The sequence below is a fragment of the Massilia arenae genome (assembly GCF_008014745.1).
In the GTDB taxonomy this organism is placed as follows: Bacteria; Pseudomonadota; Gammaproteobacteria; order Burkholderiales; family Burkholderiaceae_D; genus Telluria; species Telluria arenae.
The window spans coordinates 239,390-265,437 of record NZ_VPFD01000002.1 but is presented as its reverse complement, the minus strand read 5'-3'; the positions used below and the strand labels follow the sequence as shown (position 1 = coordinate 265,437).

25 protein-coding genes and 1 tRNA gene are annotated in these 26,048 nt (G+C 65.0%); 9 read left to right on the top strand and 17 right to left on the bottom strand.

The window, feature by feature from the left end:
- Nucleotides 1-17: 17 nt before the first annotated feature.
- From FVD38_RS02625 to FVD38_RS02610, 4 genes are all read left to right on the top strand, one after another.
- On the top strand, nt 18-1,040 hold the full coding sequence (locus FVD38_RS02625; RefSeq protein WP_147933425.1) for an ATP-binding protein: 1,023 nt from the start codon (nt 18-20) through the stop codon (nt 1,038-1,040).
- Nucleotides 1,041-1,308: 268 nt separating this feature from the next.
- Entirely contained in the window at nt 1,309-2,460 is a 1,152-nt protein-coding gene (locus tag FVD38_RS02620) for an HAF repeat-containing protein (RefSeq protein ID WP_147933404.1), read from the top strand.
- 32 nt (nt 2,461-2,492) lie between these two features.
- Nucleotides 2,493-3,656 (top strand): HAF repeat-containing protein, encoded by a 1,164-nt coding sequence (locus FVD38_RS26385; RefSeq protein WP_187271459.1) that lies wholly within the window; start codon nt 2,493-2,495, stop codon nt 3,654-3,656.
- Between the two features lie 35 nt (nt 3,657-3,691).
- The gene (locus FVD38_RS02610; RefSeq protein WP_147933403.1) at nt 3,692-4,861 is read left to right on the top strand and encodes an HAF repeat-containing protein; all 1,170 of its coding nucleotides are present in this window, start codon (nt 3,692-3,694) and stop codon (nt 4,859-4,861) included.
- Between the two features lie 10 nt (nt 4,862-4,871).
- On the opposite strand, the gene FVD38_RS02605 is transcribed toward FVD38_RS02610, so the two are convergent.
- Both FVD38_RS02605 and FVD38_RS02600 read right to left on the bottom strand, forming a co-directional pair.
- Nucleotides 4,872-5,474, bottom strand: coding sequence for a hypothetical protein (locus FVD38_RS02605; protein WP_147933402.1), 603 nt, complete (start codon nt 5,472-5,474; stop codon nt 4,872-4,874).
- A 64-nt stretch (nt 5,475-5,538) separates the two neighbouring features.
- Complete coding sequence (locus FVD38_RS02600; protein ID WP_147933401.1) at nt 5,539-6,534, bottom strand: alpha/beta fold hydrolase; 996 nt, start codon at nt 6,532-6,534, stop codon at nt 5,539-5,541.
- Nucleotides 6,535-6,771: 237 nt separating this feature from the next.
- Between FVD38_RS02600 and FVD38_RS02595 the strand changes: the two genes are divergently transcribed.
- Nucleotides 6,772-7,638, top strand: a complete 867-nt coding sequence (locus FVD38_RS02595; RefSeq protein WP_187271458.1) for an SAM-dependent methyltransferase — start codon at nt 6,772-6,774, stop codon at nt 7,636-7,638.
- A 99-nt stretch (nt 7,639-7,737) separates the two neighbouring features.
- Here FVD38_RS02595 and FVD38_RS02590 read toward each other — a convergent pair.
- From FVD38_RS02590 to ybiB, 7 genes are all read right to left on the bottom strand, one after another.
- Nucleotides 7,738-7,816 (bottom strand) — tRNA-Ile (locus tag FVD38_RS02590).
- A gap of 116 nt (nt 7,817-7,932) precedes the next feature.
- A complete protein-coding gene (gene rpoD, locus FVD38_RS02585; RefSeq protein ID WP_229493355.1) occupies nt 7,933-10,167 on the bottom strand; it encodes an RNA polymerase sigma factor RpoD in 2,235 nt (744 codons plus the stop codon).
- 255 nt (nt 10,168-10,422) lie between these two features.
- Entirely contained in the window at nt 10,423-12,219 is a 1,797-nt protein-coding gene (gene dnaG, locus FVD38_RS02580; protein ID WP_147933398.1) for a DNA primase, read from the bottom strand.
- Nucleotides 12,220-12,334: 115 nt separating this feature from the next.
- A complete protein-coding gene (locus FVD38_RS02575; protein WP_147933397.1) occupies nt 12,335-12,784 on the bottom strand; it encodes a GatB/YqeY domain-containing protein in 450 nt (149 codons plus the stop codon).
- A 164-nt stretch (nt 12,785-12,948) separates the two neighbouring features.
- Nucleotides 12,949-13,161 (bottom strand): 30S ribosomal protein S21, encoded by a 213-nt coding sequence (rpsU, locus tag FVD38_RS02570; protein ID WP_005665410.1) that lies wholly within the window; start codon nt 13,159-13,161, stop codon nt 12,949-12,951.
- A gap of 108 nt (nt 13,162-13,269) precedes the next feature.
- Nucleotides 13,270-14,487 carry a BaiN/RdsA family NAD(P)/FAD-dependent oxidoreductase gene (locus tag FVD38_RS02565; RefSeq protein WP_147933396.1) on the bottom strand — a complete coding sequence of 406 codons (1,218 nt, stop codon included), beginning with the start codon at nt 14,485-14,487 and terminating at the stop codon, nt 13,270-13,272.
- Nucleotides 14,488-14,553: 66 nt separating this feature from the next.
- The gene (gene ybiB, locus FVD38_RS02560) at nt 14,554-15,540 is read right to left on the bottom strand and encodes a DNA-binding protein YbiB (protein ID WP_147933395.1); all 987 of its coding nucleotides are present in this window, start codon (nt 15,538-15,540) and stop codon (nt 14,554-14,556) included.
- Between the two features lie 136 nt (nt 15,541-15,676).
- Between ybiB and FVD38_RS02555 the strand changes: the two genes are divergently transcribed.
- The 3 genes from FVD38_RS02555 to FVD38_RS02545 all read left to right on the top strand — a co-directional run bounded on the left by FVD38_RS02555 (nt 15,677) and on the right by FVD38_RS02545 (nt 18,804).
- Nucleotides 15,677-16,738 carry a 3-deoxy-7-phosphoheptulonate synthase gene (locus FVD38_RS02555; RefSeq protein WP_147933394.1) on the top strand — a complete coding sequence of 354 codons (1,062 nt, stop codon included), beginning with the start codon at nt 15,677-15,679 and terminating at the stop codon, nt 16,736-16,738.
- A 58-nt stretch (nt 16,739-16,796) separates the two neighbouring features.
- Nucleotides 16,797-17,837 (top strand): tRNA (adenosine(37)-N6)-threonylcarbamoyltransferase complex transferase subunit TsaD, encoded by a 1,041-nt coding sequence (gene tsaD, locus FVD38_RS02550; protein WP_147933393.1) that lies wholly within the window; start codon nt 16,797-16,799, stop codon nt 17,835-17,837.
- Between the two features lie 121 nt (nt 17,838-17,958).
- Nucleotides 17,959-18,804: an endonuclease/exonuclease/phosphatase family protein gene (locus FVD38_RS02545; RefSeq protein WP_147933392.1), complete on the top strand. Its 846-nt coding sequence runs from the start codon at nt 17,959-17,961 to the stop codon at nt 18,802-18,804.
- On the opposite strand, the gene FVD38_RS02540 is transcribed toward FVD38_RS02545, so the two are convergent.
- The 3 genes from FVD38_RS02540 to ybaK form a co-directional block, all read right to left on the bottom strand.
- Nucleotides 18,797-19,462, bottom strand: a complete 666-nt coding sequence (locus FVD38_RS02540) for a DsbA family oxidoreductase (protein WP_147933391.1) — start codon at nt 19,460-19,462, stop codon at nt 18,797-18,799. The two genes, FVD38_RS02545 and FVD38_RS02540, sit on opposite strands and share 8 nt — an antisense overlap.
- Nucleotides 19,463-19,553: 91 nt before the next feature.
- Complete coding sequence (plsY, locus tag FVD38_RS02535; RefSeq protein ID WP_147933390.1) at nt 19,554-20,177, bottom strand: glycerol-3-phosphate 1-O-acyltransferase PlsY; 624 nt, start codon at nt 20,175-20,177, stop codon at nt 19,554-19,556.
- Nucleotides 20,178-20,259: 82 nt separating this feature from the next.
- The gene (gene ybaK, locus FVD38_RS02530) at nt 20,260-20,751 is read right to left on the bottom strand and encodes a Cys-tRNA(Pro) deacylase (protein WP_147933389.1); all 492 of its coding nucleotides are present in this window, start codon (nt 20,749-20,751) and stop codon (nt 20,260-20,262) included.
- A gap of 38 nt (nt 20,752-20,789) precedes the next feature.
- Here ybaK and FVD38_RS02525 point away from each other — a divergent pair, with 38 nt between their 5' ends.
- On the top strand, nt 20,790-21,749 hold the full coding sequence (locus FVD38_RS02525) for an endonuclease/exonuclease/phosphatase family protein (RefSeq protein ID WP_147933388.1): 960 nt from the start codon (nt 20,790-20,792) through the stop codon (nt 21,747-21,749).
- A 23-nt stretch (nt 21,750-21,772) separates the two neighbouring features.
- Here the strand turns inward: FVD38_RS02525 and FVD38_RS02520 are convergent, their stop codons facing one another.
- From FVD38_RS02520 to FVD38_RS02500, 5 genes are all read right to left on the bottom strand, one after another.
- On the bottom strand, nt 21,773-22,447 hold the full coding sequence (locus tag FVD38_RS02520; RefSeq protein ID WP_147933387.1) for an EAL domain-containing protein: 675 nt from the start codon (nt 22,445-22,447) through the stop codon (nt 21,773-21,775).
- Entirely contained in the window at nt 22,336-23,925 is a 1,590-nt protein-coding gene (locus FVD38_RS02515; RefSeq protein ID WP_147933386.1) for a putative bifunctional diguanylate cyclase/phosphodiesterase, read from the bottom strand. The genes FVD38_RS02520 and FVD38_RS02515 overlap by 112 nt, the downstream gene beginning before the upstream one ends.
- Before the next feature lie 264 nt (nt 23,926-24,189).
- Nucleotides 24,190-24,405, bottom strand: a complete 216-nt coding sequence (locus FVD38_RS02510; protein WP_147933385.1) for a hypothetical protein — start codon at nt 24,403-24,405, stop codon at nt 24,190-24,192.
- A gap of 80 nt (nt 24,406-24,485) precedes the next feature.
- Complete coding sequence (gene xerD / locus FVD38_RS02505; protein ID WP_147933384.1) at nt 24,486-25,388, bottom strand: site-specific tyrosine recombinase XerD; 903 nt, start codon at nt 25,386-25,388, stop codon at nt 24,486-24,488.
- Entirely contained in the window at nt 25,361-25,885 is a 525-nt protein-coding gene (locus FVD38_RS02500; protein ID WP_147933383.1) for a methylated-DNA--[protein]-cysteine S-methyltransferase, read from the bottom strand. Before FVD38_RS02500 ends, xerD begins: the two co-directional genes overlap by 28 nt.
- Nucleotides 25,886-26,048 lie beyond the last annotated feature (163 nt).

The window sequence follows — 26,048 nt, the reverse complement described above, 5'->3', positions numbered from 1 at the left end:
GCCAGATCGTGCTGACCATGACGCTGCTGGTGCTGAGCGTGGTGGTGGCGATCACGGTCGGCTCCTACGTCTTTTACTTCGTGATGTTCGCCTATGCGCCCGCCCACCTGGCCCCGGCCGGCGCCTGGATGCCCTCGGGCCCGGAATGGGGCTGGATCGTGCTGTCGACCCTGAGCGCGGTGGTGCTGGCGGTGTTCGCCGCCGCCAAGCTGTCGCGCCGCATCCTGGCGCCATTGACGTCGGTCGCGGGCAGCCTGCGCCGGGTGTCGAACGGCGACCTGTCGGCGCGCGCGACCAGCGACGACCGCTCCCTGGGCGAGGCTTCGCTGCTGGTGGAAGACTTCAACCTGATGGCCGAACGCCTGGACCGGATGGCGCAGGAACAGGTGTTCTGGAACGCGGCCATCGCCCACGAGCTGCGCACCCCGATCACGATCCTGCGCGGCCGCATGCAGGGCCTGGCCGAAGGCGTGTTCGAGCCGAGCGAAAAACTGTTTCGCAACCTGCTGGCCCAGGTCGAGAACCTGGGACGGCTGATCGAGGACTTGCGGGTGGTGGGCCTGGCCGACAGCGGCCACCTGACCCTGCAGGTGGAACGCTGCGACCTGGCGGCCGGGATTCGCGACGTGCTGGCCCTGACCGAGCCGGACTTGCGCGCCAAAGGCCTGTTGCCCGAACTGCGGCTGCAGGAAGGCGTGGTCGAATGCGATCCGGCGCGCATGCGCCAGGCCTTGCTGGCGCTATTGGAAAACGCGCGCTGCCATGCGGCGCCGGGCCGGCTCGAGATCGCGCTTGCGTGGGGCGACGGCGAATGCCGGCTCAGCGTGACGGACAGCGGGCCGGGGATCGACCCAGCGTTCGCCTCGAAGCTGTTCGACGCCTTCCAGCGCGGCGACGCGGCGCGCCTGCAGGGCGGCTCCGGTAGCGGGCTGGGCTTGGCCGTGGTGCGGGCGATCGCGCTGGCGCATGGAGGCCAGGCGCGCTGTCACGCGGCAGGCGGCGGGACCTGCTTCGAGCTGGCATGGCCGGATAGAGGCTGACTAAGACATGTCGTTACCTGCACTGGAGGTAACGACTTCCCGCCAAGGCGCCCGGCGAGGGCGGGAACGACGTCGGCACACGCTAACGGCCAGCATTCCCATTCCATCCGCCAACCCATTCGCCGCGCATGCTGATCGATTCGGCATGCGCGGCCGGCGCCCGTCTGCCCGGCTTGTGCGGCGCCAAAGCCAGCGTACGGCGACGGCGTAAGTTGATCGACGGGCCCGCCAAATCGACGCAAGCCCTTGTTTAACAAGGAGAATTGTTATGCGGCACACGCCTCATCGCATCGCGCTGTTCCTGCTGTCCTTCGCCGTGGCCGGCGCCGCCTGCGCCTACCCCGAGTACCGGGTAACGATCGTCGGCCCGCCTGGCAGCAGCGCCGCCGACATCAACGGGGCCGGCGCCGTGGTCGGCAGTTATCCGGTGGGCGGCGCCACTCACGGCTTCATCAACCGCGGCAAGGGCCTGGTCAGGCTGGGCGCGCTGGGCACGTCGAGCGGCGCGGTGGCCGTCAACGACAAGGGCGAGGTGCTCGGCAACTGGGTCGGCGCCGGCGGCCAGCTGCGCGGCTTCATCTATTCCTGCGGCAGGCAACGCGATATCGGCGTGATCGGCAGCGGCTCGGTCTACAGCGACATCAACAATGCGGGTTATACGATCGCCACCAGCTACACCGACAGCGACCCGAGCAGTCACCTGCGCGCGCCGAACGGCCGCTTGACGGCCATCGGCCACCTGCCTGTCGAGCACCCGATCACCCAGGTCTACGCGCTGAACAACCGCAACCAGGTCGCCGGCAAATCGGGGCCGCTGGCGTTCCCGGAGCAACCGTACCGCGCCGTCATCTGGACCAGGGGCACGCTGCGCGACCTGGGCGACTTCGGGCTGACGCCCAACAGCGCCAATGCGATCAACGACCGTGGCCAGGCCACGGGTTTCGCCGCGGTCCTCGCCGGCGGCGTGCACGACCGCGTGGCCTACCTGTACAGCAATGGACGCCTGGAGAGCATCGATAACCGCACCGCCATCGAGCCGAGGTATAGCGAAGGATTCGGCATCAACCACCATGGCCATATCGTCGGCTATAGCGACCACCTGCAGGGCTTCGTCTGGCGCGGCAAGCGGATGCAGGGGCTGAACGCGCTGGTCGATCCCAAACCCGGCTGGAACATCACGGATGCACAGGCCATCAACGATGCCGGCCAGATCGCCGCCACCGCCATCCGCAACGGCGTGCAGTATGCGATCCGGCTCGACCTGATCCGGCCGCACGGCCTGGCGGATCCGGCGCTGGATGCCGACCAGGCGGCCGAGGTGGCGGCGGCCACGGCGCAATCGTCGGCGCAGGCGGCGGCCTTGGCGCGGGCCGAGGCCGAAGGGCAGGCGCGGGAGATCGTGCAACCGGTTGCGCAATGAGGCCGCCACTCTCATTCATCGAGGAGATCGTCATGTATCTGCATCATCGCCTGTCGCTGGTCCTGCTGTCGTTCACCGTGGCCGGCAGTGCCTGGGCCTACCCCGAATACCGGGTGACGGTGGTCGGCCCGGCCAACAGCTGGGTCCACGGCATCAACAACGCCGGCGTGGTGGTCGGCAGCTATCCGGTCGGCGGCGAGCGGCGGCGCGCCTTCCTCAACCGCGGCAAAGGCCTGGTCGACCTGGGCGCCCTGAAGGGCGTATCGAGCGTTGCCACGGGCATCAACGAACGCGGCGAAGTGGTCGGCAACTGGAGCACCGCCGACGGACGGCAGCGCGGCTTCATCTATGCCTGCGGCAAGGCGCGCGACATCGCCCCGATTCCCGGCAAGTTCACGACCTACACCGACATCAACGATGCCGGCTACATCAGCGCGGCCGGGGCCGCCGAGACCGGCGAGATACGCGGCTACCTGCGCGCGCCGAACGGCGCCTTCACCCACCTGGGCGAGATTCCCTGGGACGGCAGCGGCGCACCGCAAACCGTCCCCACCGCGCTCAATAACCGCAACCAGATCACCGGCCGGTCCGGGCGCTTCAACACCCCGGAGCCGGGATACCGCGCCTTCGTCTGGAAGAACGGCACGATTCGCGACCTGGGCGACCTGGGTTCGACGCCCAATACGGGACACGCGATCAACGACCGCGGCCAGATCGCCGGCGAGGCATACCTGCCCGCAGGGCCGCGCGACAGCTCCGCTTTCCTGTACAGCCACGGACGCATGGTCATGCTCGATACCCGCCCGGCCACCGAGTACAAGTTCAGCAGCGGCAACGGCATCAACAACCGCGGCCACGTGGTCGGCACCAGCAGCCACCTGTCGGGTTTCATCTGGCGCGGCAAGCGCATGGAGAGCCTCAACGCGCTGATCGATCCGGCATCGGGCTGGGACATCAGCAACCCGATCGCCATCAATGACGCCGGCCAGATCGCGGCCGTCGCCGGCCGCAACGGCGTGCGCTACGCGGTGCGCCTGGACCTGATCCGCCCACATGTCGACACGGCGCCGGCGCTGGACCCCGAGGCCCGGGCCGAACTGCTGGCCTTCCCGGCCTCGCCGGCGCTGGAGGCGGCGCTGGCCAAGGCCGAGGCGCAGGCCCAGGAACGCGAGGTGGTGCGGCCGGTCGCGCAGTAAGTTTCCCCTCTCATTACCAACCCAAGGAGATCGTCATGCACTTGCGTCATCGCCTGTCACTGGTCGTGATGTCGTTCACCCTGGCCGGCGCGGCCTCGGCCTACCCCGAGTACAAGGTCACGGTGGTGGGGCCGGCCAACAGCACGGCCGCCGACATCAACAGCGCCGGCGTGGTGGTCGGCTACTATCCCTATACGCCCACGGTGAACCACGCCTTCCTCAATCGCGGCAAGGGCCTGGTGGACCTGGGCAGACTGAAAGGCACGGCCAGCGTCGCCGTCGCCATCAACGACAAGGGCCAGGTGTTGGGCCAGTGGACCACCAGCGGCGGCCAGCAGCGCGGCTTCGTCTACGACTGCGCCAGATTACGCGACATCGGCGTCATCGGCGGCAGGTTCACCACCTGGCGCGACATCAACAATGCCGGCTACATCACGGCCTACGCGTCGGATACGCCCTTCAATGAAGGCATCAGCAGCTTCCTGCGCGCGCCGAATGGCGCGCTGACGGATATCGGCGACCTGCCCAACGACTTCCCCGGCACAAATCCGATCACCTTCTCCGCTTCCCTCAACAACAAGAACCAGATCGCCGGCGAATCCGGTCCGCTGACCTTCCCCGACCAGCCATTGCGTTCCTTTATTTGGACCAAGGGCAAGATGCGCGACCTGGGCGACTTTGGCTGGACGCCCAACGGCGCGCTGTCCATCAACGACCGCGGCCAGGCCACCGGCTACGCCGGGGTGCCGACCTTCTTCCGCAACCGGGTCGCCTTCCTGTACAGCCGCGGGCGCCTGATCGACATCGACGGCCGCCCGCCCACCGTGGAGCGCTCGAGCGGAGGCAACGGCATCAACAACCGCGGCCACATCGTCGGCGGCAGCGATCACCTGTCCGGCTTCATCTGGCGCGGCAAGAAGATGCAGAGCCTGAACGCGCTGATCAATCCCGCCTCGGGGTGGGACATCAGCGATCCGCGCGCCATCAACGATGCGGGACAGATCGCGGCCAATGCCTATCGCAATGGGGTACGGTACGCGGTGCGGCTCGACCTGATCAAGCCGCACGCGGATGCGGTGCCGCCTGCAGAACATGACGAAGAGCCGTCGTTGGAGGCGCCGCTGTCGCCGCAGGCTGCGGCTAAGCGGGCGCAGGAGGAAGCAGAAGGCATCGCGAAAGAGGTGGCGAAACCTGTGGCCCAGTAATTCATGCCGCTCAGGTGGGGCCGGCGGCGTCGGCCCTGGCCGCCTTGACCCGCCGGAGCGCGGTTTCCGGATCCAGGCCGGCCATGATCAGGTTGATGATTTCCTGCTTGTCTTCCTGGCCGATCCACTCGCACTCCTTGCGGTGCGAGCAGAAATAGGCATACCAGGACACGTCGGCCGGGCGCTCCTTGCGCGGCTTCAGGCGGGCCGGCACGGCGGCGCGCTGGGCGCTGGCGAAGGCCGGCAGTTGCGCATCGGCGTTCGACCAGTCGAATGCGGCGGCGGCGCGCCGGTCGGCCTCCCAATCGCCGTCGTATCCCTTGGCCGGCAGCATGCTCTCCTGGTCGACCGCAAGGCTCGACAGCCTGGGACAGGCATGGGCGGCGCAGAAGGCGTCGACGAAACGCAGCTTCATGCCGATCCCGATCGGGACCGCCCGGCCGAGCACCGCGTCCTTCGCGTGTAGCGAGCGCGCCAGGGTCAGCAAGTCCTTGTAGCCGATCGGCGCGCCCAGCCCCGTCCTTGCGTGGTGCGCCAGCGCTTCGTAGACGCGCATGCCGACCTCGATGTCGTTGACGGTGATTTGCTGCTCTGCTCTGGCGTTGCCGGTCATGCGCGCCTTCCTGGGACGGGTGGTCGATGGGCGTCATTATGCCACCTGCCCCAGGCGGGCCGGCTCAGCGCTTGACCGTGCGCCCGAGGAAGTCGCGCATCAGGCGTGCGATCTGCTCGCCGTCTTCTTCCAGCGCGAAGTGGCCGGTGTCAAACAGGTGCAGCTCGGCCTTCGGCAGGTCGCGCAGATAGGGACTCGCGCCTTCGACCGGGAAGATCTTGTCGTTCTTGCCCCACACGATCAGCATCGGCGGCTGGTGCTTGCGGAAGTAGGCCTGCCAGCCCGGATACAGCGGCGGGTTGGTGCCGTAGCTGTAGAACATCTCGAGCTGGATCGCCTTGTTGCCGGGGCGGTCCATATAGGCCTGGTCGATCACGGCGGAATCGGGACTGACGTGGCTGGCCGGGTCGCGATAGCCTTCGGAATACTGCCAGCGTGTAGCGTCGAACTCGAACAGGGGGCGCAGCTTGGCCGCATTGGCTTCGCTCTTGTCCTTCCAGTAGGCCTTGGCCGGCACCCAGAACGGGTTGTCCAGCCCCTCGTCATAGGCATTGCCGTTCTGGACCACGATGGCGCTGATCCGTTCGGGATGGGCTGCCGCCAGCCGATAGCCGATCGGCGCGCCATAGTCCATCACGTACATGGCGTAGCGGGTGAGGCCGACCTTGGTGGTGAACTTGTCGATGGTGGCAGCCAGGTTGTCGAAGCTGTAGGTATAGCGGTCCATCGGCGGCTGGTCGCTCTGGCCGTAGCCGGGAAAGTCGGGCGCGATCACGCGGTAGCGGTCGGACAGCTTCGGGATCAGCTCGCGGAACATGTGGGACGAGGTCGGGAAACCATGCAGCAGCAGGATGGCCGGAGCGTTCTTCGGGCCGGCTTCGCGGTAGAAGATCTTGACGCCATCGACGTCGACCTTGTGGTAGCTGACGGCGGCGGCGGCCTGTGACGCCGGCTTTGCCGGAGCCGGCGCGGCGCCGTGGACGGGCTGGATCAGCGCGGCAAACAGCGTCGCGCAGGCGGTGAGCGCGAGGCCCACGCGATGGAAACGAAGAGCGGTCATGATCATCCTCTTTCAGGTTCATTGCTTGTGAATGGAGCGGCGCTGAGGGAGTTACCCGTGGGAGGTAACGCTAACAGTATGGCGCGGCCGGGCTGGGAGGAGAATCGGCGCCCGACGCAATTGACTGTTACGTCTTCAGCAATGGCGTCGCATGGCGCATCCGGTCGTGGCATGCGTGCGTATCTGGTTGTGACGTTCCATGCCTTTGTAGTCTCAACGCGATCCAGGGAGTATTACGTGTCAGCAGCCATTTCTCACCGCATCCACGAACTTGCTCGCGCTGCGCGGATGCTGGCGGTGATCGGCGCGGCGCTCAAGCTGCGTTCCGGCGCGGGCGCCGATAACGCTATCGAGGAGCAGATCAGGGACGGTGTGCGTCTGGCGCTGGGCGATGCCTTGACGGACCTCGACCACGCCGAGATCGCGCCGCTGCTCGTCGAGATCGAGATGGCGTTCGTGGAAAGCAGCGAATTGTTCAGGAAACCCGGTCGCACGGCCTCATGGAAAGTTGAAGACCAGGACCTTCTCCAGGCGATGGGGCGCGCCTCCAGCAATGCATTCGACCGCATACTGGGCCTTGCCAGCACACGGCCTTCCTTGCAGGCGGCGCTGGATGGCGTGTTTCTCGATGTCGGCACGGGGGTCGGCGGCGTTGCGCTGCGGGCCGCGCAGACATGTCCTGAACTCGATGTCGACGCGATCGACATCTGGGAACCCGCATTGCGTCTCGCCGCCGAAAACGTGGCGGCCAGCGCACACGCAGGGCGCATCCAGCTGCGCCGTCTCGACGTGACCGAACTCGATCCCGGTCCGCGCTATACGCTGGCATGGCTTCCCACCATGTTCATGACACTGTCGGTGCTCGAACAGGCGATCGACCGGATTGCGGCCGCGTCGTGCAGCGGGGGCTGGCTGATTGCGCCGTTGTACACCAGGCCGGATGAGCCGTTCATGGCGGTGATGTCGTCCTTGCGCACGCTGCGTAGTGGGGGCGAAGTCACGCAAGCCGCGCAACTCGAAGCGCTGCTTCGTGCGCGCGGGTATGTCGATATCGAAGTGGATGTGGGGCCGATAGCGACATTCGTCATGGGCAGGCTTGCCTAAACCTGCGCAGCGAATCGAGGCTGACGCCTTTACGAGACCGGAACTGGTCCGGAAACACAAAAGGCTTACGCGGGAAATTCGCGTAAGCCTTGTTTTTTTTGGTAGGCCTCCCGTGAGTCGAACACGGCACCAACGGATTATGAGTCCGCTGCTCTAACCAAGCATGAGCTAGAGGCCCAGAAACTGGAACGGTGGAAGTAGAACTCGCCACCTGCTCACCGGCTTGACACCCGATGAGCGAAGTGGCGAGAGCATATTGCCTTTACTGCAGGTACGTCAAGCCTTCACGACTAATCAGCTGCTGCCCTCGAGGAAGCTCTTCAGCTTGTCCGAACGCGATGGGTGACGCAGCTTGCGCAGCGCCTTCGCCTCGATCTGGCGAATCCGCTCGCGGGTCACGTCGAACTGCTTGCCCACTTCTTCCAGCGTGTGGTCGGTCGACATCTCGATGCCGAAGCGCATGCGCAGCACCTTGGCTTCGCGTGGCGTCAGCGAGTCGAGCACGTCCTTCACCACGCCGCGCATCGAGGCGTGCAGGGCCGCATCCGACGGCGCCAGGGTGTTGTTGTCCTCGATAAAATCGCCCAGATGCGAATCGTCGTCGTCACCGATCGGCGTTTCCATGGAGATTGGCTCTTTTGCAATCTTCATGATCTTGCGAATCTTATCTTCCGGCATTTCCATCTTGATCGCGAGGGTCGCCGGATCCGGTTCGGCGCCGGTCTCTTGCAAGATCTGGCGCGAGATCCGGTTCATCTTGTTGATCGTCTCGATCATGTGCACCGGAATACGGATCGTGCGCGCCTGGTCCGCGATCGAGCGGGTAATCGCCTGGCGAATCCACCACGTCGCATACGTCGAGAATTTATAGCCGCGACGGTATTCGAACTTGTCCACCGCCTTCATCAGGCCGATATTGCCTTCCTGGATCAGGTCGAGGAATTGCAGGCCGCGGTTGGTGTACTTCTTGGCGATCGAAATCACCAGTCGCAAGTTGGCCTCGGTCATTTCGCGCTTGGCCTTGCGCGCCTTCATTTCACCGGCCGCCATTTGACGGTTGATGTTGCGCAGGTCTGGCAGCGGCAGCACGACGCGTGCCTGCAGGTCGATCAGGCGTTGCTGCAGCTCCTTGATCGTCGGGATGTTGCGGCCCAGGATGGCGCTATAGGCGTGGCCGGCGTTGACTTCACCGTCGACCCATTCCAGGTTCGTTTCATTGCCCGGGAAGACCTTGATGAAGTGGGCGCGCGGCATGCCGCAGCGGTTCACCGCGACGTCGAGGATCTGCTTCTCGATGTGGCGCACTTCGTCGACCTGGCCGCGCAGGGTGTCGCACAGCTTCTCGACCACCTTGGCCGTGAAGCGGATGCCCAGCAGCTCGCTCGAGATCGCCTCTTGCGCCTTGACGTAGGCTTTCGAGTTATAGCCGTCCTTCTCGAAGGCCTTGCGCATCTTGTCGAACTGCTGGCCGATCTCGTCGAACCTGCCGAGGGCGGCCTGCTTGAGCGCTTCGAGCTGCTCGGCCGAGTAGCCCGCAGCGGCGCCGGTGCCGGTCGAGGCTTCTTCTTCCTCCTCCACTTCTTCGGCGTCCTCTTCGTCTTCCTCGTCGTCATCGGAATCGGTCGAGGTCGGGGCGACCGCGCTCGGCGACGTATCTTCGCCTCCCTGCGGGTCGACCATGCCGTCGACGATCTCGTCGATCTTGATCTCGTCGCGCTCGATCTTGTTGGCGGCGTCGATGATCTCGGCGATGGTCACCGGGCAGGCGGAGATCGCCTGGATCATGTCCTTCAGGCCGTCCTCGATGCGTTTCGCGATCTCGATCTCGCCTTCGCGCGTCAGCAGCTCGACCGAGCCCATCTCGCGCATATACATGCGGACCGGGTCGGTGGTGCGGCCGAAGTCGGAGTCGACCGTCGACAGCGCGGCTTCGGCGGCAGCCTCGGCTTCGTCGTCGCTCGTGGCGTTGGGCACGTTATCCGACAACAACAACGTCTCGGCATCGGGCGCGTGCTCGTAGACGGCGATGCCCATGTCGTTGAAGGTGCCGATGATGCCTTCGATCGCTTCCGGATCGACAATATTCTCGGGCAGATGGTCGTTGATCTCGGAATACGTGAGGAAGCCGCGCTCCTTGCCCGACTTGATCAGGGCCTTGAGCTTGTTGCGGCGCAGCTCGAGCTCTTCTTCGCTGGCCTCGGTATCCGACGAGAACGCGTCTTTCAGCAGCGCTTTTTCTTTGGCTTTGCGGTCCTTGGCCTTGGCCTTGTCCGCTGCCTTCAGTTCGGCGCGCTCGACCGCGTTCAGTGCCGCGATCTCGTCGTTCTCGGGGGTAAATTCCTTCGGCTTGCGACCACGGCGTCCCGGCACCTTGACGGAGGGCAGGACGTAGCCTGACGTGTCGATCGCAGCCAGGGTAGCCGCATCGGTCGTCTGATTGACAGGCGCTGGGTTCGCCGTACGAACCTCGGCCTTGTCTTGCGAATTGTCCGCCTTGGCGGCAGACGCTCTCGTGGTTTTCGCAGCCACGTTGGTTTCGGGTTTCTTGGTTGGCACAGGCGCTTTCGATGTCACAACGACTAACTTTACGATGGTTAAAATAAAGTTTTGTTACCTTACATCATCCTGCAGGCACAAATCCATGGGCCTCGCTAACTGAAACACCACGCGTCCAATTGAACCGAAAAGGGTTTCAACAGTTGCAATAGTTAGCGTTTTATTATAGCACGCACCCCACCTTTTTCCAGTTGCGAGCGCCTGGGCGTCCAGGGCGGAGCCAGGTGATCATCGGGGTGCCATCTCGGCAGCGGCCTCGCGGGCCAGAAGGTCCTGCTGAGCAACAATCTCGCGGTAGCGAGCACTCACCTGATCTGGGGTCAAACCAGAAGAAAACAACTGGTTAAGCTCCTGCTTTAACGAATCCACCTTGATCTGCCGCACAGAACTTAACAGAACAATGCGGTCTCCATCGACCTCATTTTCCGGTTCCGCGGCGATTTCGGCGATCATCGCATCGTATTCGTTCGTCACTTCCCTGAGCTGCTGGGACAGGGCCGCGAAGGTGCCGTGTTCGCCCAAGGCCTGCGCGGTCTCGACCAGGTGGCGCAGGCGATCAGAACTTTCCTCTCCAAAATAATCGAAGGCCTTCAGCGCCTGCTCGTCGAGCTGCAGGGCCAGGTGCGGGTGCGCAACCAGGATGCGCAGCATCTTGAGCTCGAGCCCCACCGGCTCGGGCCGCCCCTGGCGCGGCGGCGCGCGGCGCACGGTCGCCACCGGCTTGGACAACTCGAACAGGCTTTCGATCTCCGACGGCGTCGATTGGGTCATGCTGGCCAGGCCGCGCACGATCTGCAGGCGCAGGCTCGACGGCGTCATCGCCTGCAGCAGCGGCTTGGCCTCGAACTGGGCGTGGGCGCGCCCTTCCGGCGTGTCGAGGTCATGTTCCTGCGTCACTTCGCGCAGCAGGAATTGCGACAGCGGCATCGCATCGGCAATCTCTTGCTCGAAGGCTTCGGCTCCGCGCTCGCGCACGAAGCTGTCCGGGTCGTGTTCCTGTGGCAAGAACAGGAACTTGATCGTCTTATCGTCGCTTACCTGCGGCAGGCAGGCCTCTAGCGCGCGGCGCGCCGCGCGGCGGCCGGCCTTGTCGCCGTCGAAGCTGAAGATCACGTCGTCGGTCTGGCGCAACAGCTTTTGCACGTGGGTCGTGGTGCAGGCTGTGCCGAGGGTGGCGACCGCTTGCGGGAAGCCAAGCTGGGCCAGCGCGACGACGTCCATATAGCCTTCGGTCACCAGCACATAGCCGGCGTCGCGGATCGCCTGGCGCGCCTCGAACAGGCCGTACAGTTCGAGGCCTTTCTGGAACAGCGGCGTTTCGGGCGAGTTCAGGTATTTCGGTTCGCCGCCGTCGAGCACGCGACCGCCGAAGCCGATCACCTGGCCCTTGGTGTTGCGAATCGGAAACATCACGCGCTCGCGGAAGCGGTCGTAGCGGCGCTGGTGATTGCCCTGCTCGTCGACCTTGTCGATCACCAGGCCGGACTCGACCAGCACGTGGGCATCGTAGTCGGGGAAGATCGAGCGCAGGCCGTCCCAGCCAGATGGCGCGTAGCCCATGCCGAAGCGGGCAGCCACCTCCCCCGTCAGGCCCCGGTTCTTGAGGTAGGCGATGGCGCTCGGCGCTTCGCGCAACTGGGCGCGATAAAAATTGCAGGCCTGGGTCAGCGCATCGGTCATGGCCAGCGTCTGCGCTTGCTGGGCGGCGCGCTGGGCCGGCGGGATCCGGTCGTCGGCATCGGGCACGATCATGCCCGCGTTCTGGGCCAGGTCCTTGACGGCATCGACGAAGCCCATGCCCGAGTACTCAATCAGGAAGCCGATCGCGGTGCCATGGGCGCCGCAGCCGAAGCAGTGATAGAACTGCTTGGTCGGGCTGACCGTGAAGCTGGGGGATTTTTCGTTATGGAATGGGCACAGGCCCATGAAGTTGGCCCCGCCCTTCTTGAGCTGGACGTAGCGGCCGACGATGTCGACGATGTCGACACGGTTGAGTAAATCGGTGATGAAAGTTTGCGGAATCACTTGGCGTTACACAGTGTTTGTCTAGAGTCAGACTATACCGCAGCGTTTGCTGCAAATTGATATGCAACAAGATGATGTTCCCGCACGATAGCGCGCGGGAACATCATGTGGCTTATCAGGCGCCGGCCAGGGCCTTCTTGACCAGGCCCGAGACGACGGTCATGTCGGCACGGCCCGCCAGCTTCGGCTTGAGCACGCCCATCAGCTTGCCCATGTCTTGCGGACCGCTGGCGCCGGTGGCGGCCACGGCGGCGGCGACTTCGGCGGCGATTTCTTCGTCAGACAGGCCGGCAGGCATATAGGTCGACAGGATGGCCATCTCGGCCTTCTCGATGTCGGCCAGGTCGGCGCGGCCGCCGGCTTCGAACTGGGTGATCGAATCCTTGCGCTGCTTGATCATCTTTTCGATCACGGCCAGCACCTGGGTGTCGTCCAGCTGGGTCTGTTCGTCGAGTTCCTTGCGCTTGACTTCGGCGATGATCAGGCGCACGGCGGACAGGCGACCGCTTTCCTTGGCGCGCATCGCTGCTTTCATGTCTTCGGTCAGTTGTTCTTTCAAGCTCATGGAATCTCCGTATTCGGTGGTGTGACTGGATCTGTGCCGGGACAGCGTGTGGCCTGGCACAAACGACAAAACCCGCTGCGGCGAAACCGAAGCGGGCTTGCGGACGTCAGCGACTCGCCGGGACAGACATCGCCGTCACCGGGTCTTGGCCGGCTGAGCTGTAATTAGTACAGTTTCTTCGGCAGTTGCTGGCTGCGGATGCGCTTGTAGTGACGCTTCACGGCAGCTGCCAGCTTGCGCTTGCGCTCTGCGGTTGGCTTTTCGTAGAACTCGCGTGCGCGCAGTTCAGTCAGCAGACCGGTTTTTTCGATGGTGCGTTTGAAGCGACGCATTGCGACTTCGAACGGCTCGTTTTCTTTAAGGCGGATAGTGGTCATGTAAAAATTGAACCGTTGGATTTAGAGAAGAACGAAATTCTAGCATCGTTTGTCGATCAATGGAAGCGTTTATCTCGCTGTCAATCGTGGTGTGCCGCGATTGACACATCAACCATTGGCAAGCGCTAGACCGGCCGCGACACCCGATGCCCAGGCCCATTGGAAGTTGTATCCACCCAGCCAGCCGGTGACGTCGACCGTCTCGCCGATGAAGTACAAACCCGGCACTTTATTGGCCATCATGGTCTGCTGCGACAGTTCTTTAGTGTCGACACCGCCCAGCGTCACCTCGGCCTTGCGATATCCTTCCGAGCCGGTCGGCACGATCGCCCAGCGGTTGATCGCGTCGCCCAGTTTGCGCAATTTCGCGTCGGTCATGTCGGGCAGGCGCGCAGCCGGGTCGAAGCCATTGGCTGTCAGCAAGCCGTCGGCCAGGCGCGCCGGCAGCCATTGGGCCAGCACATTGCCCAGCTGCTTTTTCTCGGTTTTCTTCAGGCCGATCAGGGTCTCTGCCACATCCATCTCGGGCAGCAGGTCGAGCACGATCGGCGTGCCCGGCTGCCAGTAGCTGGAAATCTGCAGGATCGCCGGGCCGGACAGGCCGCGGTGCGTGAACAGCAAGTCTTCGCGGAAATGACCGCGCAAGTTCCCCTTCCCTTTCGCGCTGCCCGTGCTCACCTCGACCTCGAGCGCGATGCCGGCCAGCGGCACGAAGGGCTCCCAGCTGGGGCCGTCGAAGGTCAGCGGCACCAGGCCGGGACGGGTTTCCACCAGCTTCAGGTCAAATTGTTTGGCGATGCGGTAGCCGAGGTCGGTCGCGCCGATCTTGGGGATCGACAGGCCGCCAGTGGCGACCACGACGCTGTCGACCAGCAATTCGCCGCCATCCGTGTCGATCGAGAAACCGGTCTCCAGTTTTTGCACACCGGCCACCTTGCACGGCATCCGCCATTCCACGCTGCCGGCATCGCACTCGGCGCGCAGCATGGCGATGATCTGCTCGGCCGAGTCGTTGCAGAACAATTGCCCCTTGTGCTTTTCGTGGTGGCTGATGCGGTATTTCTTCACCAGCGCCAGGAAATCCTGGGCAGTGTAGCGCGACAACGCGCTCTTGCAGAAGTGCGGATTCTGCGACAGGTAGTTTTGCGGGCCGGCATTGATATTGGTGAAATTGCAGCGGCCGCCGCCGGAGATGCGGATCTTCTCGGCCAGCTTGCCGGCATGGTCAATCAGCACCACGTGCTTGCCCTGCTGGGCCGCCACGGCCGCGCACATCATCCCGGCCGCGCCCGCGCCGATCACCGCCACATCGTATTGTTTTGCCATGCTTGCTGCTTCCCGCCGTCCGTCGAACCCGCCATTGTAATGCCAGTAGCGGGCCCAGGTCAGCAGCTATTCCAGGGGCTGGCTGCGCGCGCGGATCTTGCGCGACACTTCCACGCAATACGCCACCTGGGTCGCGATCGAGGCCGGCACCGGCACTTCGCCGCGCAGCGCGGCGCCGATCCAGGCCGCAGTGGTGGCCGCGTCACGGCCATCGGGCACCTCGGACAAGTCGTCGGTCGGCGCATCGCGCTCGACCAGCAGCGCGCGCTGGCCGGCATGGAACCAGTCGATGCGCTGGGCGCGGTGCGGATGGGCCACGGTCTCGCCCTCGGTGCCGCGCATCAGGAAGGCGTCGCCCTGGGTCTCGCTATCCACGCCCTCGAAGAATCCGCCCAGGGTTTCCAGGTATTCGGGATGGGTGTACGACACCAGGCGCAGCGCCGGGCCGTCGAAGGGTTGCAGGATCTTGACCAGGGTATGGGTCGAATTGCGCACGCCCAGCACCCGCCGCAGCGACAGCATCTGGGCCAGCCGCGGGGCCAGGTGCTCGATCGGCATGAAGGCTGGACGCAGGTGGACGAACTCGTTCTGCACCTCGGCCGCGGTCGTGGCTTCAGTCAGGCCCAGCGCCCCCAGGATCTCGGCGGTGGTCACGCGCCCCGGGTCGGTGCGCACGCCATGCACCAGGGTCGGCACGCCTTCGCGCGCCAGCAGCAGGGCCAGCAGCGGCGTCAGGTTGGCCAGCTTGCGCGCGCCGTTATAGGTCGGGATCAGCACCGGGGCGAACTCGCCGCGCGGCGTGGGCAGGGGCGAGAACGAGGCGGCGGCGGCGTCCATGAAGCCGCCGAGTTCATCCACGGACTCGCCCTTGATGCGCATGGCGAGCAGGATGGCGCCCAGTTCCAGGTCCGAGACCCGGCCTTCCAGCATGGCGGCGTAGAGCGCGCGCGCATCCTCGCGCGTCATGCTGCGCGCGCCTTTGACGCCGCGGCCGATTTCCTTGATGAAGGGGGCGGCGACAAAGCGCTCGATATCATTCGTGTCGGTAGTCATAGCAAAAGGATACACGGGAACGGGACTGGCCTGCAGCACAGGCAGCAGCGGCATAGGGTTTTTGCGGCATCGCTTGTGCACGTGCAGCAATTTCCGTCTACACTGGCCGATCCACCTGAAAAAACCAGACAGCACCATGACCAGCACGCCTCAAATCGAAAATACCAACGTCAGCTCGTTCACCCGCATGCCTACGCCGGTCGAGCTCCATGCGACCCTGCCGCTGAGCGACCGCGCCTATGCGACCGTCATGGGTGGTCGCGAGACGCTGCGCAATATCCTGGATCGCCAGGACAAGCGCCTGTTCGTCGTGGTCGGCCCCTGCTCGATCCACGATCCGGAAGCCGGCCTCGACTATGCGCGCCGCCTGAAGGCGTTGCAGGACGAAGTCAGCGAGACCATGGTGCTGGTGATGCGCGTGTATTTCGAGAAGCCCCGCACCACCACCGGCTGGAAGGGCTATATCAACGATCCGTTCATGGACGACTCGTTCCGCGTCGACGTTGGCATGGAACGCGCGCGCCGCTTCCTGCTCGACGTGTGCGAGCTGGGCTTGCCGACCGCGACCGAGGCGCTGGACCCGATTTCCCCGCAATACCTGGGCGACCTGATCGCCTGGACCGCGATCGGCGCGCGTACCACCGAATCGCAGACCCACCGCGAGATGTCGTCCGGCCTGTCCACGCCAGTGGGCTTCAAGAACGGCACCGACGGCGACGTCAGCATCGCGATCAATGCGGTGCTGTCCTCGGCCAATCCGCATGCCTTCCTGGGCATCAATGGCCAGGGCTCGGTGTCGATCGTGCGCACCAGCGGCAATGCCTACGGCCACGTGGTGCTGCGCGGCGGTGGCGGCCGGCCGAACTACGATTCGGTGTCTGTCGCGATTGCCGAGCAGGCGCTGACCAAGGCCAAGTTGCCGGCCAACCTGGTGGTCGACTGCTCGCATGCCAACAGCTACAAGAAGCCGGAACTGCAGCCGCTGGTGATGTCGGACGTGATCCAGCAGATTCGTCATGGCAACCAATCGCTGTTGGGCGTGATGATCGAGTCGAATATCGTCAGCGGCAGCCAGGCGATTCCCGCCGACCTGTCGCAGCTGACCTATGGCTGCTCGGTGACCGATGGCTGCATCGGCTGGGAAGAGACCGAGAGCATGTTGCGTCAAGCGCACAAGGAGTTATTGCAGCGTCCGTGAATTCGAACGAACCGTACGGTAAAATCGACGGTTCTGCCTAATTCAAACTGCTCCTCCCATGATCGTTCTCGGCGTCGAATCCTCCTGCGATGAAACCGGCTTTGCTCTGTATGACACCGAGCGCGGCCTGCTGTCCCACGCCCTGCACTCGCAGGTCGCCATGCACGAGGAGTATGGCGGGGTGGTGCCGGAACTCGCTTCGCGCGACCATATCCGGCGCGCCATTCCGCTGCTGGACGAAGTCCTCAAGCGCGCAGACCTGCCGGCGTCGAATATCGACGCCATCGCCTACACGCAAGGCCCGGGCCTGGCCGGCGCGCTGCTGGTCGGCTCCTCGGTCGCCTGCAGCCTGGCGCTGGCGCTCGATAAACCCGTGCTCGGCGTGCACCACCTCGAGGGTCACCTGCTGTCGCCGCTGCTGGCGTCCGAGCGTCCGGAATTCCCGTTCCTGGCCCTGCTGGTCTCGGGCGGGCATACGCAATTGATGCGGGTCGACGGCGTCGGCAGCTATACCTTGCTGGGCGAGACCCTGGACGACGCGGCCGGCGAGGCCTTCGACAAGTCGGCCAAGCTGCTGGGCCTGGGCTACCCGGGCGGTCCGGCGATTTCTCGCCTGGCGGAGTTCGGCGATCCGACCGCCTATACCCTGCCCCGTCCTATGCTTCACAGCAAGGATTTCAACTTCAGCTTCTCGGGACTGAAGACGGCGGTGCTCACCGTGGTCAAGAACCACGAAGAGAAGGTCATCGCCAATATCTGCGAGCAGGACAAGGCGAATATCGCGCGCGGCTTCGTCGATGCAATCGTCGACGTGCTCACCGCGAAATGCGTCAGTGCAATGAAGCACACGGGCCTGAAGCGCCTCGTGATCGCGGGCGGTGTCGGCGCCAACAAGCAATTGCGCGAATCGCTGAACGCGGCCGCCGCCAAGCGCAAGTTCAAGGTCTATTACCCGGAGCTGGAATTCTGCACCGATAATGGCGCCATGATCGCCTTCGCCGGCGCCATGCGCCTTGAGCGCAACCCGGCGCTGGCCCAGCGCGATTACGCCTTCACGGTGCGCCCGCGCTGGCCGCTGGACGAGCTCGAAGCTGCCTGAATAACAAGGAAAGCGCTCGAATTCGCCATTGAACTTGCCAGCCTGACATCGATCCTACCGTGTGACCGTTGCTCGCCAAACGGTGGCAATATCCGTCGATCAAGATTTACGGAGGTGAACAATGCGCGTAGTAAGCTGGAATATTCGTTGGGGTTGTGGCAAGGACGGAAGGATACGCATCCACGCGATCATCGACGTGCTGCGCCGGCTGAACCCCGATGTGATCTGCCTGCAGGAGGTGGCCGCCAACCACCCCGAGCTCGAGGGCAGCGCCAGCGCCAACCAGTTCAAGCAGCTCAGCGGCGCATTCGGCGGCTACCACGCGATGGAGCACGCCCCGAGTGAAATCTACAAGAACAACGTTCCGCGCCTGTTCGGCAACCTGATTCTCTCCAAGTACCGTATCTCGCAGGTGCACCGTCACTTGCTGCCCTGGCCGGCCGATCCGGAGCACCCCGCCGGCATGCCGCGCGGCCTGCTCGAAACCGTGATCGATGCGCCGACCGGCAAGCTGCGCCTGCTGACCACGCACCTGGAATACTATTCGCCGCCGCAGCGCATGGCGCAAGTGGCGCGCATCCGCGAGCTGCATGCCGAAGCCTGCGCCCGCTCGCGCCTGTTCCAGCCCGATCCGAACCTCGATGCGCCGTTCCAGCTGGGCTTCCGGCCCGGTTCGGCGATCCTGTGCGGCGATTTCAATTTCGCGCCCGATGCGCCGGATTACCAGGCGCTGCTGGCGGCGCCGGAACCCGGCGCGCTGCCGCTGGTGGACGCCTGGCGCGTGGTGCACGGCGATATGGCGCGCGCACCGACCACCGGGCTGCACGGTTTCCCGTGGCCCGAGCGGCCTGAGTGCTATGACTATTTCTTCGTGACCGACGACCTGGCGTCGCGGCTGACGGCGCTCGACGTGCAGTCGGAGACGGCGGCGTCGGATCATCAGCCGGTGGTGCTGGAACTTACGTAGGGTTGGCTTCCGGTTCGAGCCCCGGAATCTCGCGCAGCGCCCGCTCGAACACTTCGGGCGGCTGGCCACCGGAAATCAGATGGCGCTGGTTGATGATGATCGCCGGCACCGACTTGACGCCGGCGCGCTGGAAGAATTGCTCGCGCGTGCGCACGTCTTCCGCATATTCATTGGAGCCCAGGATGATGGCGGCCCGCTCACGGTCCAGGCCGACGCTTTCGGCCGTGCGCAGCAGCACCTCGTGGTTGCTCGGGTCTTCACAGCGGGTGAAATAGGCTTCCAGCAGTGCGGTCTTGAGCTGGCGCTGCTTGCCTTCGTCCTCGGCCCAGGCCAGCAGGCGGTGGGCGTCGAAGGTGTTGTAGATGCGGCCGCGCCGCTCCATGTCGAAGGTAAAACCGACGGCGGCGCCGCGTTCGCGGATCGTCTCGCGGGTGGCGGCTTGCTGCTCGGCCGTGGCGCCATATTTCTGCGTCACGTGCTCGACGATGTCCTGGCCGTCCGGTCCCATGTCGGGGTTCAGCTCGAAGGGCTGGAAATGCAGGTCGACGCGCACCTCGTCGCCGACCTTCAACAGGGCCTGTTCCAGCGATTTCAGGCCGATCGCGCACCATGGGCACGAGACGTCCGACACAAAATCGATCCTGAGTTGCTTGCTCACGGCTTACCACCTTTCTGTCCGGCGCGGCACGGATGTGCCGCTGTTCGAGACGAATGGTAACGCCTGCAAGAAAATCCGGCGCGCGCCGGCTTTATTTTGCCTTCTTGGCCCCGGCAGACTTGCTGCCGATCTTCGATTCCTTGCCCGCGATCAGGTTGCCGATATTGGCGCTATGGCGCCACAGCAGCAGCGCGCTCATCACGAACACGGCGAACAGGATCGGATCGACGCCGAACAGCAGGCCGTAGTAGAACGGCGCGAAGATCGAGGCGACCAGGGCCGCCAGCGAGGAATAGCGGAAGGCATAGGCGACGATCAGCCAGGTGGCCAGGGTCGCCAGGCCGAGCCATGGATTGATGCCGAGCAGCACGCCCAGCGCGGTGGCCACGCCCTTGCCGCCCACGAAGCGGAAGAACACGGGCCACAGGTGGCCGAGGAAGACGGCAATCGCGACCAGGGCGATGCCGGTGTCGTCCAGGCCGACGTCGGCGCCGAACTGCACCGCCAGCCAGACCGCCAGCCAGCCCTTGGCGGCGTCGCCGACCAGGGTGGCGATCGCGGCCTTCTTGCTGCCGCTGCGCAGCACATTGGTGGCGCCGGGGTTCTTGGAGCCATAGGTGCGCGGGTCGGACAGGCCGAAGACGCGGCTCATCACGACCGCGAAGGAAATCGAGCCGAGCAAATAGGCGGCGATGGTGGCAATCAGGGTGTTCATCTAGTCTCTCAGTGGGTTCCGGCCCAAGGTCATTACCGGAAATCGGTCGTGAATATACACCATCGGATCGCGAAGGATAAAGTTACTCGGCCAGGGCGCATTGCACGGGGCGCGCCTTCAGCACGTCGACCAGCACCTTCGGATCGATGCCGACCAGGTAGCCGCGGCGGCCGCCATTGATGTAGATCTTGTCCAGCGCCAGGATGCTTTCCTCGACGTAGACCGGCATTGCCTTGCGGATGCCGAACGGCGAGGTGCCGCCGACCAGATACCCTGAGTGGCGCTGGGCGACGTCCGGCTTGCACGGCTCGACCGACTTGCAGGGGATGGCGCGCGCCAGGTTCTTGGTCGACACTTTGCAGTCGCCATGCATCAGCACGATGAGCGGCTTGGCGGCCTCGTCCTGCATGACCAGGGTCTTGACGACGTCGTGTTCGGGCACGCCGAGCGCATTCGAGGACACTGCGGTGCCGCCATGCTCTTCGTACTCATAAGGATGCTCGGAAAATGCGACGGCATGCTTGCGCAGGAACTGGGTGGCGGGTGTCTCTGAGACGTGCTCTTTCTTGGCCATGCGTGTTACGCTAAAGACGATCAATAGGGGTTTCTATTATGCAGGAAGAACTTCGCTTTGCCACCTTCAATGCTTTCAACCTGGCCCCGCCCGGCGCCCGGCTGTATGACAACCTCGCGCCCTTCACGGCCGAGGAATACGAGGCCAAGCTCGACTGGACCGCGCACCAGCTCGACCTGATCAATGCCGACGTGATCGGCTTCCAGGAGATCTTTTCGCAGAGCGTGCTGAAAGAAGTGCTGCGGCGCAGCCGGCGCTATCGCGACGCCCACCACATCGGCTTCGACCCCGACCCGAACGCGCCGCGCCTGACCCCGAGCGTGGCCCTGGTCTCGCGCCTGCCGCTGGCCGAGCCCGGATCGCAGCTGCCCATGTTCCCGGATAACGTCACGATGCCATCCGGCAGCCGCGACCCGGACCGGTTCACCCGCGCGCCGCTGCATGCGGGCGTGATCGCGGCGTCGGGGGTGGTGATCGACGTGATCGTGGTCCATCTCAAGTCGCGCCGGCCCGACTACCGTTCGAGCGACAGCGGCGCCGACCCGCACCTGTATGCGCTGGCCTGCCTGCGCTCGCTGGTCCGGCGCGGCACCGAGGCCACCGCGCTGCGCGTGCTGCTCACCGACATGGCCCACGCCAACCGCCGGCCGCGCATCGTACTGGGCGACTTCAACGACGTGGCCGATTCGGTGACCACCGAGATCGTGCTGGGCGAGGGCACGCCGGTCGGCGAGCGCTTGTTCGACGCCAGCCAGGTGCAGCGCCGGCTCGACCACCAGCGCCATGTCGGCTTCTCGATCCTGCACGACACGCGTCATTCGACCATCGACCACATCCTGGTGTCGCCCGAATTCAATCCGGCGCTGCCGGGGGCGATCGGGGAGGTGGTGGACGTCGTGTACCTGAACGACCACCTTAATCTCGGCTTGCCCGAGGCCTCGGATCATGGGCAGGTGCTGGCCAGGATAAGGTTGTTCGGGCAGCGCGATTTGACGTGACCGGCAACGGTCCGACAACCGCATCAGCCAGGATGCGGTGACAGGTCGGGTGTCGCCATGGCCGCACCGGCATAAAAACCCTGGTAATCGTCGCAGCCATGCTGGCGCAGAAAGTCCAGCTGCTCGGCCGTCTCCACGCCCTCCCCCACCACCCGCAAACCCAGGCTGCGCGCTACGGAGATGATGGCCGGCACCATGGCCGCATCGACCGGGTCATGCCCGACGTCGCCCACATAGCTGCGGTCGATCTTGAGCTTGGTGAGCGGGAAGCGGCGCAGCGCCTCCAGGCTCGAGGTGCCGGTGCCGAAACGGTCGATGCTCAGTTGCACGCCGCGTGCGCGCAACGCCAGCGCCGTCTCGAAAGCCGGTTCACTGCGCAGCAGCGCATCCTCGGCGATCTCGAGCTCGAGCGCTCCCGGCGCCAGGCCGGCGCCCTGCAAGGCGGCATCGACCGCCGGCAGCAGCCGCGCATGCGCGAGCTGGGCGGCGGACAGGTTGACCGCGACCGAGACCGGAAACCCCGCATCGCCCCAGGCGCGCGCCTGGCGGCAGGCTTCTTTCAAGACCCACTCGCCGATCGGGACGATCAGGCCGGATTCCTCGGCCACCGGCAGGAAGTGCTGCGGCAGCAGCAGCCCGCGCTCGGGATGGCGCCAGCGCAGCAAGGCCTCGACCGTGCTGACGCGGCCGCTCGCCACCTCGACCTCGGCTGGTATTCGAGCACGAACTCCTGGCTCTCGATCGCCTGGCGCAGCCGGTTCTCGAGCTCGACCCGCTCGATGACATGGGCGTTCATGGCCGGATCGAAGAAGCGGAAGGTGTCGCGTCCGTCTTGCTTGGCGTGGTACATCGCGACGTCGGCATGGTGCAGCAGGGCCTCGACATCGTCGCCATCGTCGGGGCAGAGCGCGATGCCGATCGAGACCGACAGCGTCACCTGCTGCCCGCCCACGTCGATGGGGCGCGCCACCGCCTGGGTAACGGCGCCGGCCACGTGCGCGGCCTGGTCGGCGCCCTTGATGTCAGCCAGCAGCACCACGAATTCGTCGCCGCCCAGGCGGCTGATGGTGTCGACCCGGCGCACGCAGGCGCGCAGGCGCGCGGCGACCTCGCGCAGCACGGCGTCGCCGGCCTGGTGGCCGTGGTTATCGTTGATTGGCTTGAATTTATCGAGGTCGAGGAACATCACCGCGCAGCGGTCGCGCTGGCGGCGCCAGGTGGCCAGCGCCTGGTGCAGGCGGTCGAGGAACAGGATGCGGTTGGGCAGGCCGGTCAGGGCGTCGTGCTCGGCTTGGTGCCGCACCTGCTCCTCCAGGCGCTTGCGCTCGCTGATGTCGGACAGCATTGCCATATAGCTGGCCACGTCGCCGTGGGCGTCGCGGATCGCCGTCAATGCCACCCGCACCGGATAGCGCTCGCCATTGCTGCGCACGCTCGCCAGTTCGCCTTCCCAATGGTCCTGGCCGTCGAGTTCGGACCAGATGCGCTCGTAGAAGCCGTCGGCCGCATCCCAGCCCAGGCTGGCCAGCGACTGGCCGAGGATGTGCTCGGGGGCATGGCCGGTGACGCTGGTGAAGGCGCCGTTGACGGCGCGCACGCGGTAGTCGGCGTCCATCATGATGATGGCGTCGCGCGCGTTCTGGAATACCTGGGCCGCCTGCGCCAGGTTGCTCTCCGCCTCCTTGCGCGCCGTGATATCGACTTCCATGCAGAAGATTTCTTGCATCACGCTATCGTGCTTGACCGGGTAGTGGCAGGAATAGACCCAGTGGCGCCGGCCGGCGCGCGATTGCACCTGCCAGTCGCGCGCCGGCGGCGCGTGGCCGCTGCGCCAGATCGCGGCGATCGCGTCCTCGAACTCGGCCTGGTGGTCGAGGTGGAATACCAGCTCGCGGAAGGGCTTGCCGACCGCCTCGCTGGAAGGGATGCCGTACAGTTCTTCGCTGGCGCGGTTCCAGAAGCGGATGGTGCCGGCCTGGTCCATCGAATGCACGGCGACCGCCGGCGCCAGCTCGAGCGCCGTGACGAAATGGTGGAGCCAGCCGAGGGCTTCGGGCCCTGCCTCGACGCGGCCCGGAAAGTCGCCCGCGGGAATGGCCTTCCCTTCCCCGGCAAGCGGAGGATCGGATAAAGGCGCGGACGTGGACGCCGCTGGCTTCGGCGATGGTTCGTTCAAAGCAACGGCCTTTCGCTATGGAAACGACAATAATCAGGTAGACAACACCGACATTGTTATACCGTCGCGGGCCATGCCGTTTGCGAGCTCGCAAACGGCGGATGGCATGCGCTCCATCGCGTCATACCGCCATTCACACCGGCCAACTGACAGCTTGTCGCATTCAGATGGCTCGCACCGGTGTAGATGCTTATAGTTCCATCATGCGCCAGGGGCTCCATCGATCTCGACGGAGCACGCGCGCAATCCTCTTGATGGGCCGGTCTAGGCCAGGCTCGACGGCGCCGCGGCGGGAGTGCGCTCTTCGGCCGGCGCGGCATCCTCTTCTGCGCCGTCCGCATCGCCATCCGGCTGCGCGGCCTCGGCGCCGTCAGCCGGCGCGTTCTTCGCTTCCAGCTTGCGCTTGGCTTTTTCTTCGGCCTTGCGCTTCTTTTCGAGTTCCCGTTGACGCTTTTCGTACGAAAAATTGTTCCGTGCCATAGTCACCTCGACATGTTTATTCCAAGGAAATGCTGCATCTGCACAGCCATTATGGACTACTCCGCAACTCTCGACTTACGCTATCCACGTGGATGATGCTGTGCGTGCAGGCGTTTCAGGCGCTCGCGCGCCACGTGGGTATAGATCTGGGTCGTCGAAATATCGGCATGGCCCAGCAGTAACTGCACCACGCGCAGGTCAGCCCCGTGGTTCAGCAAATGGGTGGCGAAGGCGTGGCGCAGCGTATGCGGCGACAGCGGACCGGTGACGCCGGCCTTCGACGCATGTTTCTTGACCAGGATCCAGAACATCTGGCGCGTCATCGGGCCGCCACGGCCCGTGACGAACAGGGCGTCGTCGACCTGGCCGTTCAGGATGATGCCGCGCGCATCCTTCAAATAACGTTCGAGCCAGCGCCGCGCCTCTTCGCCGAACGGCACCAGGCGCGTCTTGCTGCCCTTGCCGGTCACCCGCAGCACACCATCGTTCAGGCTCACTTCGACCAGTTTGAGGGCCACCAGTTCCGACACCCGCAAGCCGCTGGCATACATCAACTCCAGCATCGTGCGCTCGCGCAAACCCAACGGCGTCGAAATATCGGGGGCGGCCAGCAAGGCCTCGACCTGGTCCTCGGTCAGGGTATGCACGAAGCGGGTCGGCTGGCGCGCCGACGGCATCTTGAGGCAGGGATCGGTGGCGATCTGCCCGCGCCGCAGCGCCAGGCCATAGAAGCGCTTGAACACCGACAGCCGGCGATTGGCCGTGCTTGGCCGCGACTCCGGGTGGCGGTCGGCGAAATAGGCGGCCAGGTCTTCCGGCCCGACGGCCAGCAGGCCGCGGCCGGGGCGCTTGGCGTCCAGCCAGCCGGCGAACAGGCGCAGGTCGCGCCGGTAGGCGTCGAGCGAGTTCTTCGCCAGGCCCTGTTCCAGCCAGAGCGTGTCGCAGAACTCGTCGATCAGGGCCAGATCGACTGCTGCTGCCATGGAGCGGCGGTGGCGCCTTCGTGCCGCAGCAGCCAGCGCTTGACCGAAAGATGGAAACCGTTCTCGTCATTCTGGTTCGAGAAGCCGCCCAGGCCGCCGGCTGCCGTCACCCGGTGGCAGGGAATGACCAGCGGGAACCAATTGGCGCCGCAAGCCTGGCCCACGGCGCGCGGATGCGAGCCGATCACCTTGGCCAGGTGGCCATAGGTGCGCACGGCGCCGCGCGGGATGGCGCTGATTTCTTGCCACACCTTGCGCTGGAACTCGGTGCCGACCGCCGTTAAGGGCAGGTCGAAGGTGAAATCGGGGTCGGCCAGGTAGCGTGCGAGCTGCTCGGCGCTCTGCTGGGCGATGGCGCTGTCCGCGTCTTTTTCTTCGAAAGAAGGTGGCAGGTAGACCACTTCGCGCAGCTTGTCGTCGGCGATGCGGATGCCCAGCGCGCCGAAGGGAGCGGGCACGATGGCATTGAAAATCTGGCTGGCTGGATCGGTCTTCATGATGGGTCTACTGAGCAAAGTGTTGCACAGGCATCTTAACCGTGCAGCGCGCACCCGGCCAGCGATTGGACGGTTCAGGCGAAAAAAAAGCGCACCCTCGGGTGCGCTCCAATTCGGGTCACGTTTCCGGCCGCTTGGTCAATGCCAGCGACTTCTGTCAAAC

What these genes read in the sequence shown, in the direction of transcription:
- FVD38_RS02625 (WP_147933425.1), top strand. Translation starts at nt 18, where the DNA reads ATGACGCTGCTGGTGCTGAGCGTGGTGGTGGCGATCACGGTCGGCTCC.
- FVD38_RS02620 (WP_147933404.1), top strand. Translation starts at nt 1,309, where the DNA reads ATGCGGCACACGCCTCATCGCATCGCGCTGTTCCTGCTGTCCTTCGCC.
- FVD38_RS26385 (WP_187271459.1), top strand. Translation starts at nt 2,493, where the DNA reads ATGTATCTGCATCATCGCCTGTCGCTGGTCCTGCTGTCGTTCACCGTG.
- FVD38_RS02610 (WP_147933403.1), top strand. Translation starts at nt 3,692, where the DNA reads ATGCACTTGCGTCATCGCCTGTCACTGGTCGTGATGTCGTTCACCCTG.
- FVD38_RS02605 (WP_147933402.1), bottom strand. Translation starts at nt 5,474, where the DNA reads ATGACCGGCAACGCCAGAGCAGAGCAGCAAATCACCGTCAACGACATC.
- FVD38_RS02600 (WP_147933401.1), bottom strand. Translation starts at nt 6,534, where the DNA reads ATGACCGCTCTTCGTTTCCATCGCGTGGGCCTCGCGCTCACCGCCTGC.
- FVD38_RS02575 (WP_147933397.1), bottom strand. Translation starts at nt 12,784, where the DNA reads ATGAGCTTGAAAGAACAACTGACCGAAGACATGAAAGCAGCGATGCGC.
- rpsU (WP_005665410.1), bottom strand. Translation starts at nt 13,161, where the DNA reads ATGACCACTATCCGCCTTAAAGAAAACGAGCCGTTCGAAGTCGCAATG.
- FVD38_RS02565 (WP_147933396.1), bottom strand. Translation starts at nt 14,487, where the DNA reads ATGGCAAAACAATACGATGTGGCGGTGATCGGCGCGGGCGCGGCCGGG.
- ybiB (WP_147933395.1), bottom strand. Translation starts at nt 15,540, where the DNA reads ATGACTACCGACACGAATGATATCGAGCGCTTTGTCGCCGCCCCCTTC.
- FVD38_RS02555 (WP_147933394.1), top strand. Translation starts at nt 15,677, where the DNA reads ATGACCAGCACGCCTCAAATCGAAAATACCAACGTCAGCTCGTTCACC.
- tsaD (WP_147933393.1), top strand. Translation starts at nt 16,797, where the DNA reads ATGATCGTTCTCGGCGTCGAATCCTCCTGCGATGAAACCGGCTTTGCT.
- FVD38_RS02545 (WP_147933392.1), top strand. Translation starts at nt 17,959, where the DNA reads ATGCGCGTAGTAAGCTGGAATATTCGTTGGGGTTGTGGCAAGGACGGA.
- plsY (WP_147933390.1), bottom strand. Translation starts at nt 20,177, where the DNA reads ATGAACACCCTGATTGCCACCATCGCCGCCTATTTGCTCGGCTCGATT.
- ybaK (WP_147933389.1), bottom strand. Translation starts at nt 20,751, where the DNA reads ATGGCCAAGAAAGAGCACGTCTCAGAGACACCCGCCACCCAGTTCCTG.
- FVD38_RS02525 (WP_147933388.1), top strand. Translation starts at nt 20,790, where the DNA reads ATGCAGGAAGAACTTCGCTTTGCCACCTTCAATGCTTTCAACCTGGCC.
- FVD38_RS02510 (WP_147933385.1), bottom strand. Translation starts at nt 24,405, where the DNA reads ATGGCACGGAACAATTTTTCGTACGAAAAGCGTCAACGGGAACTCGAA.
- xerD (WP_147933384.1), bottom strand. Translation starts at nt 25,388, where the DNA reads ATGGCAGCAGCAGTCGATCTGGCCCTGATCGACGAGTTCTGCGACACG.
- FVD38_RS02500 (WP_147933383.1), bottom strand. Translation starts at nt 25,885, where the DNA reads ATGAAGACCGATCCAGCCAGCCAGATTTTCAATGCCATCGTGCCCGCT.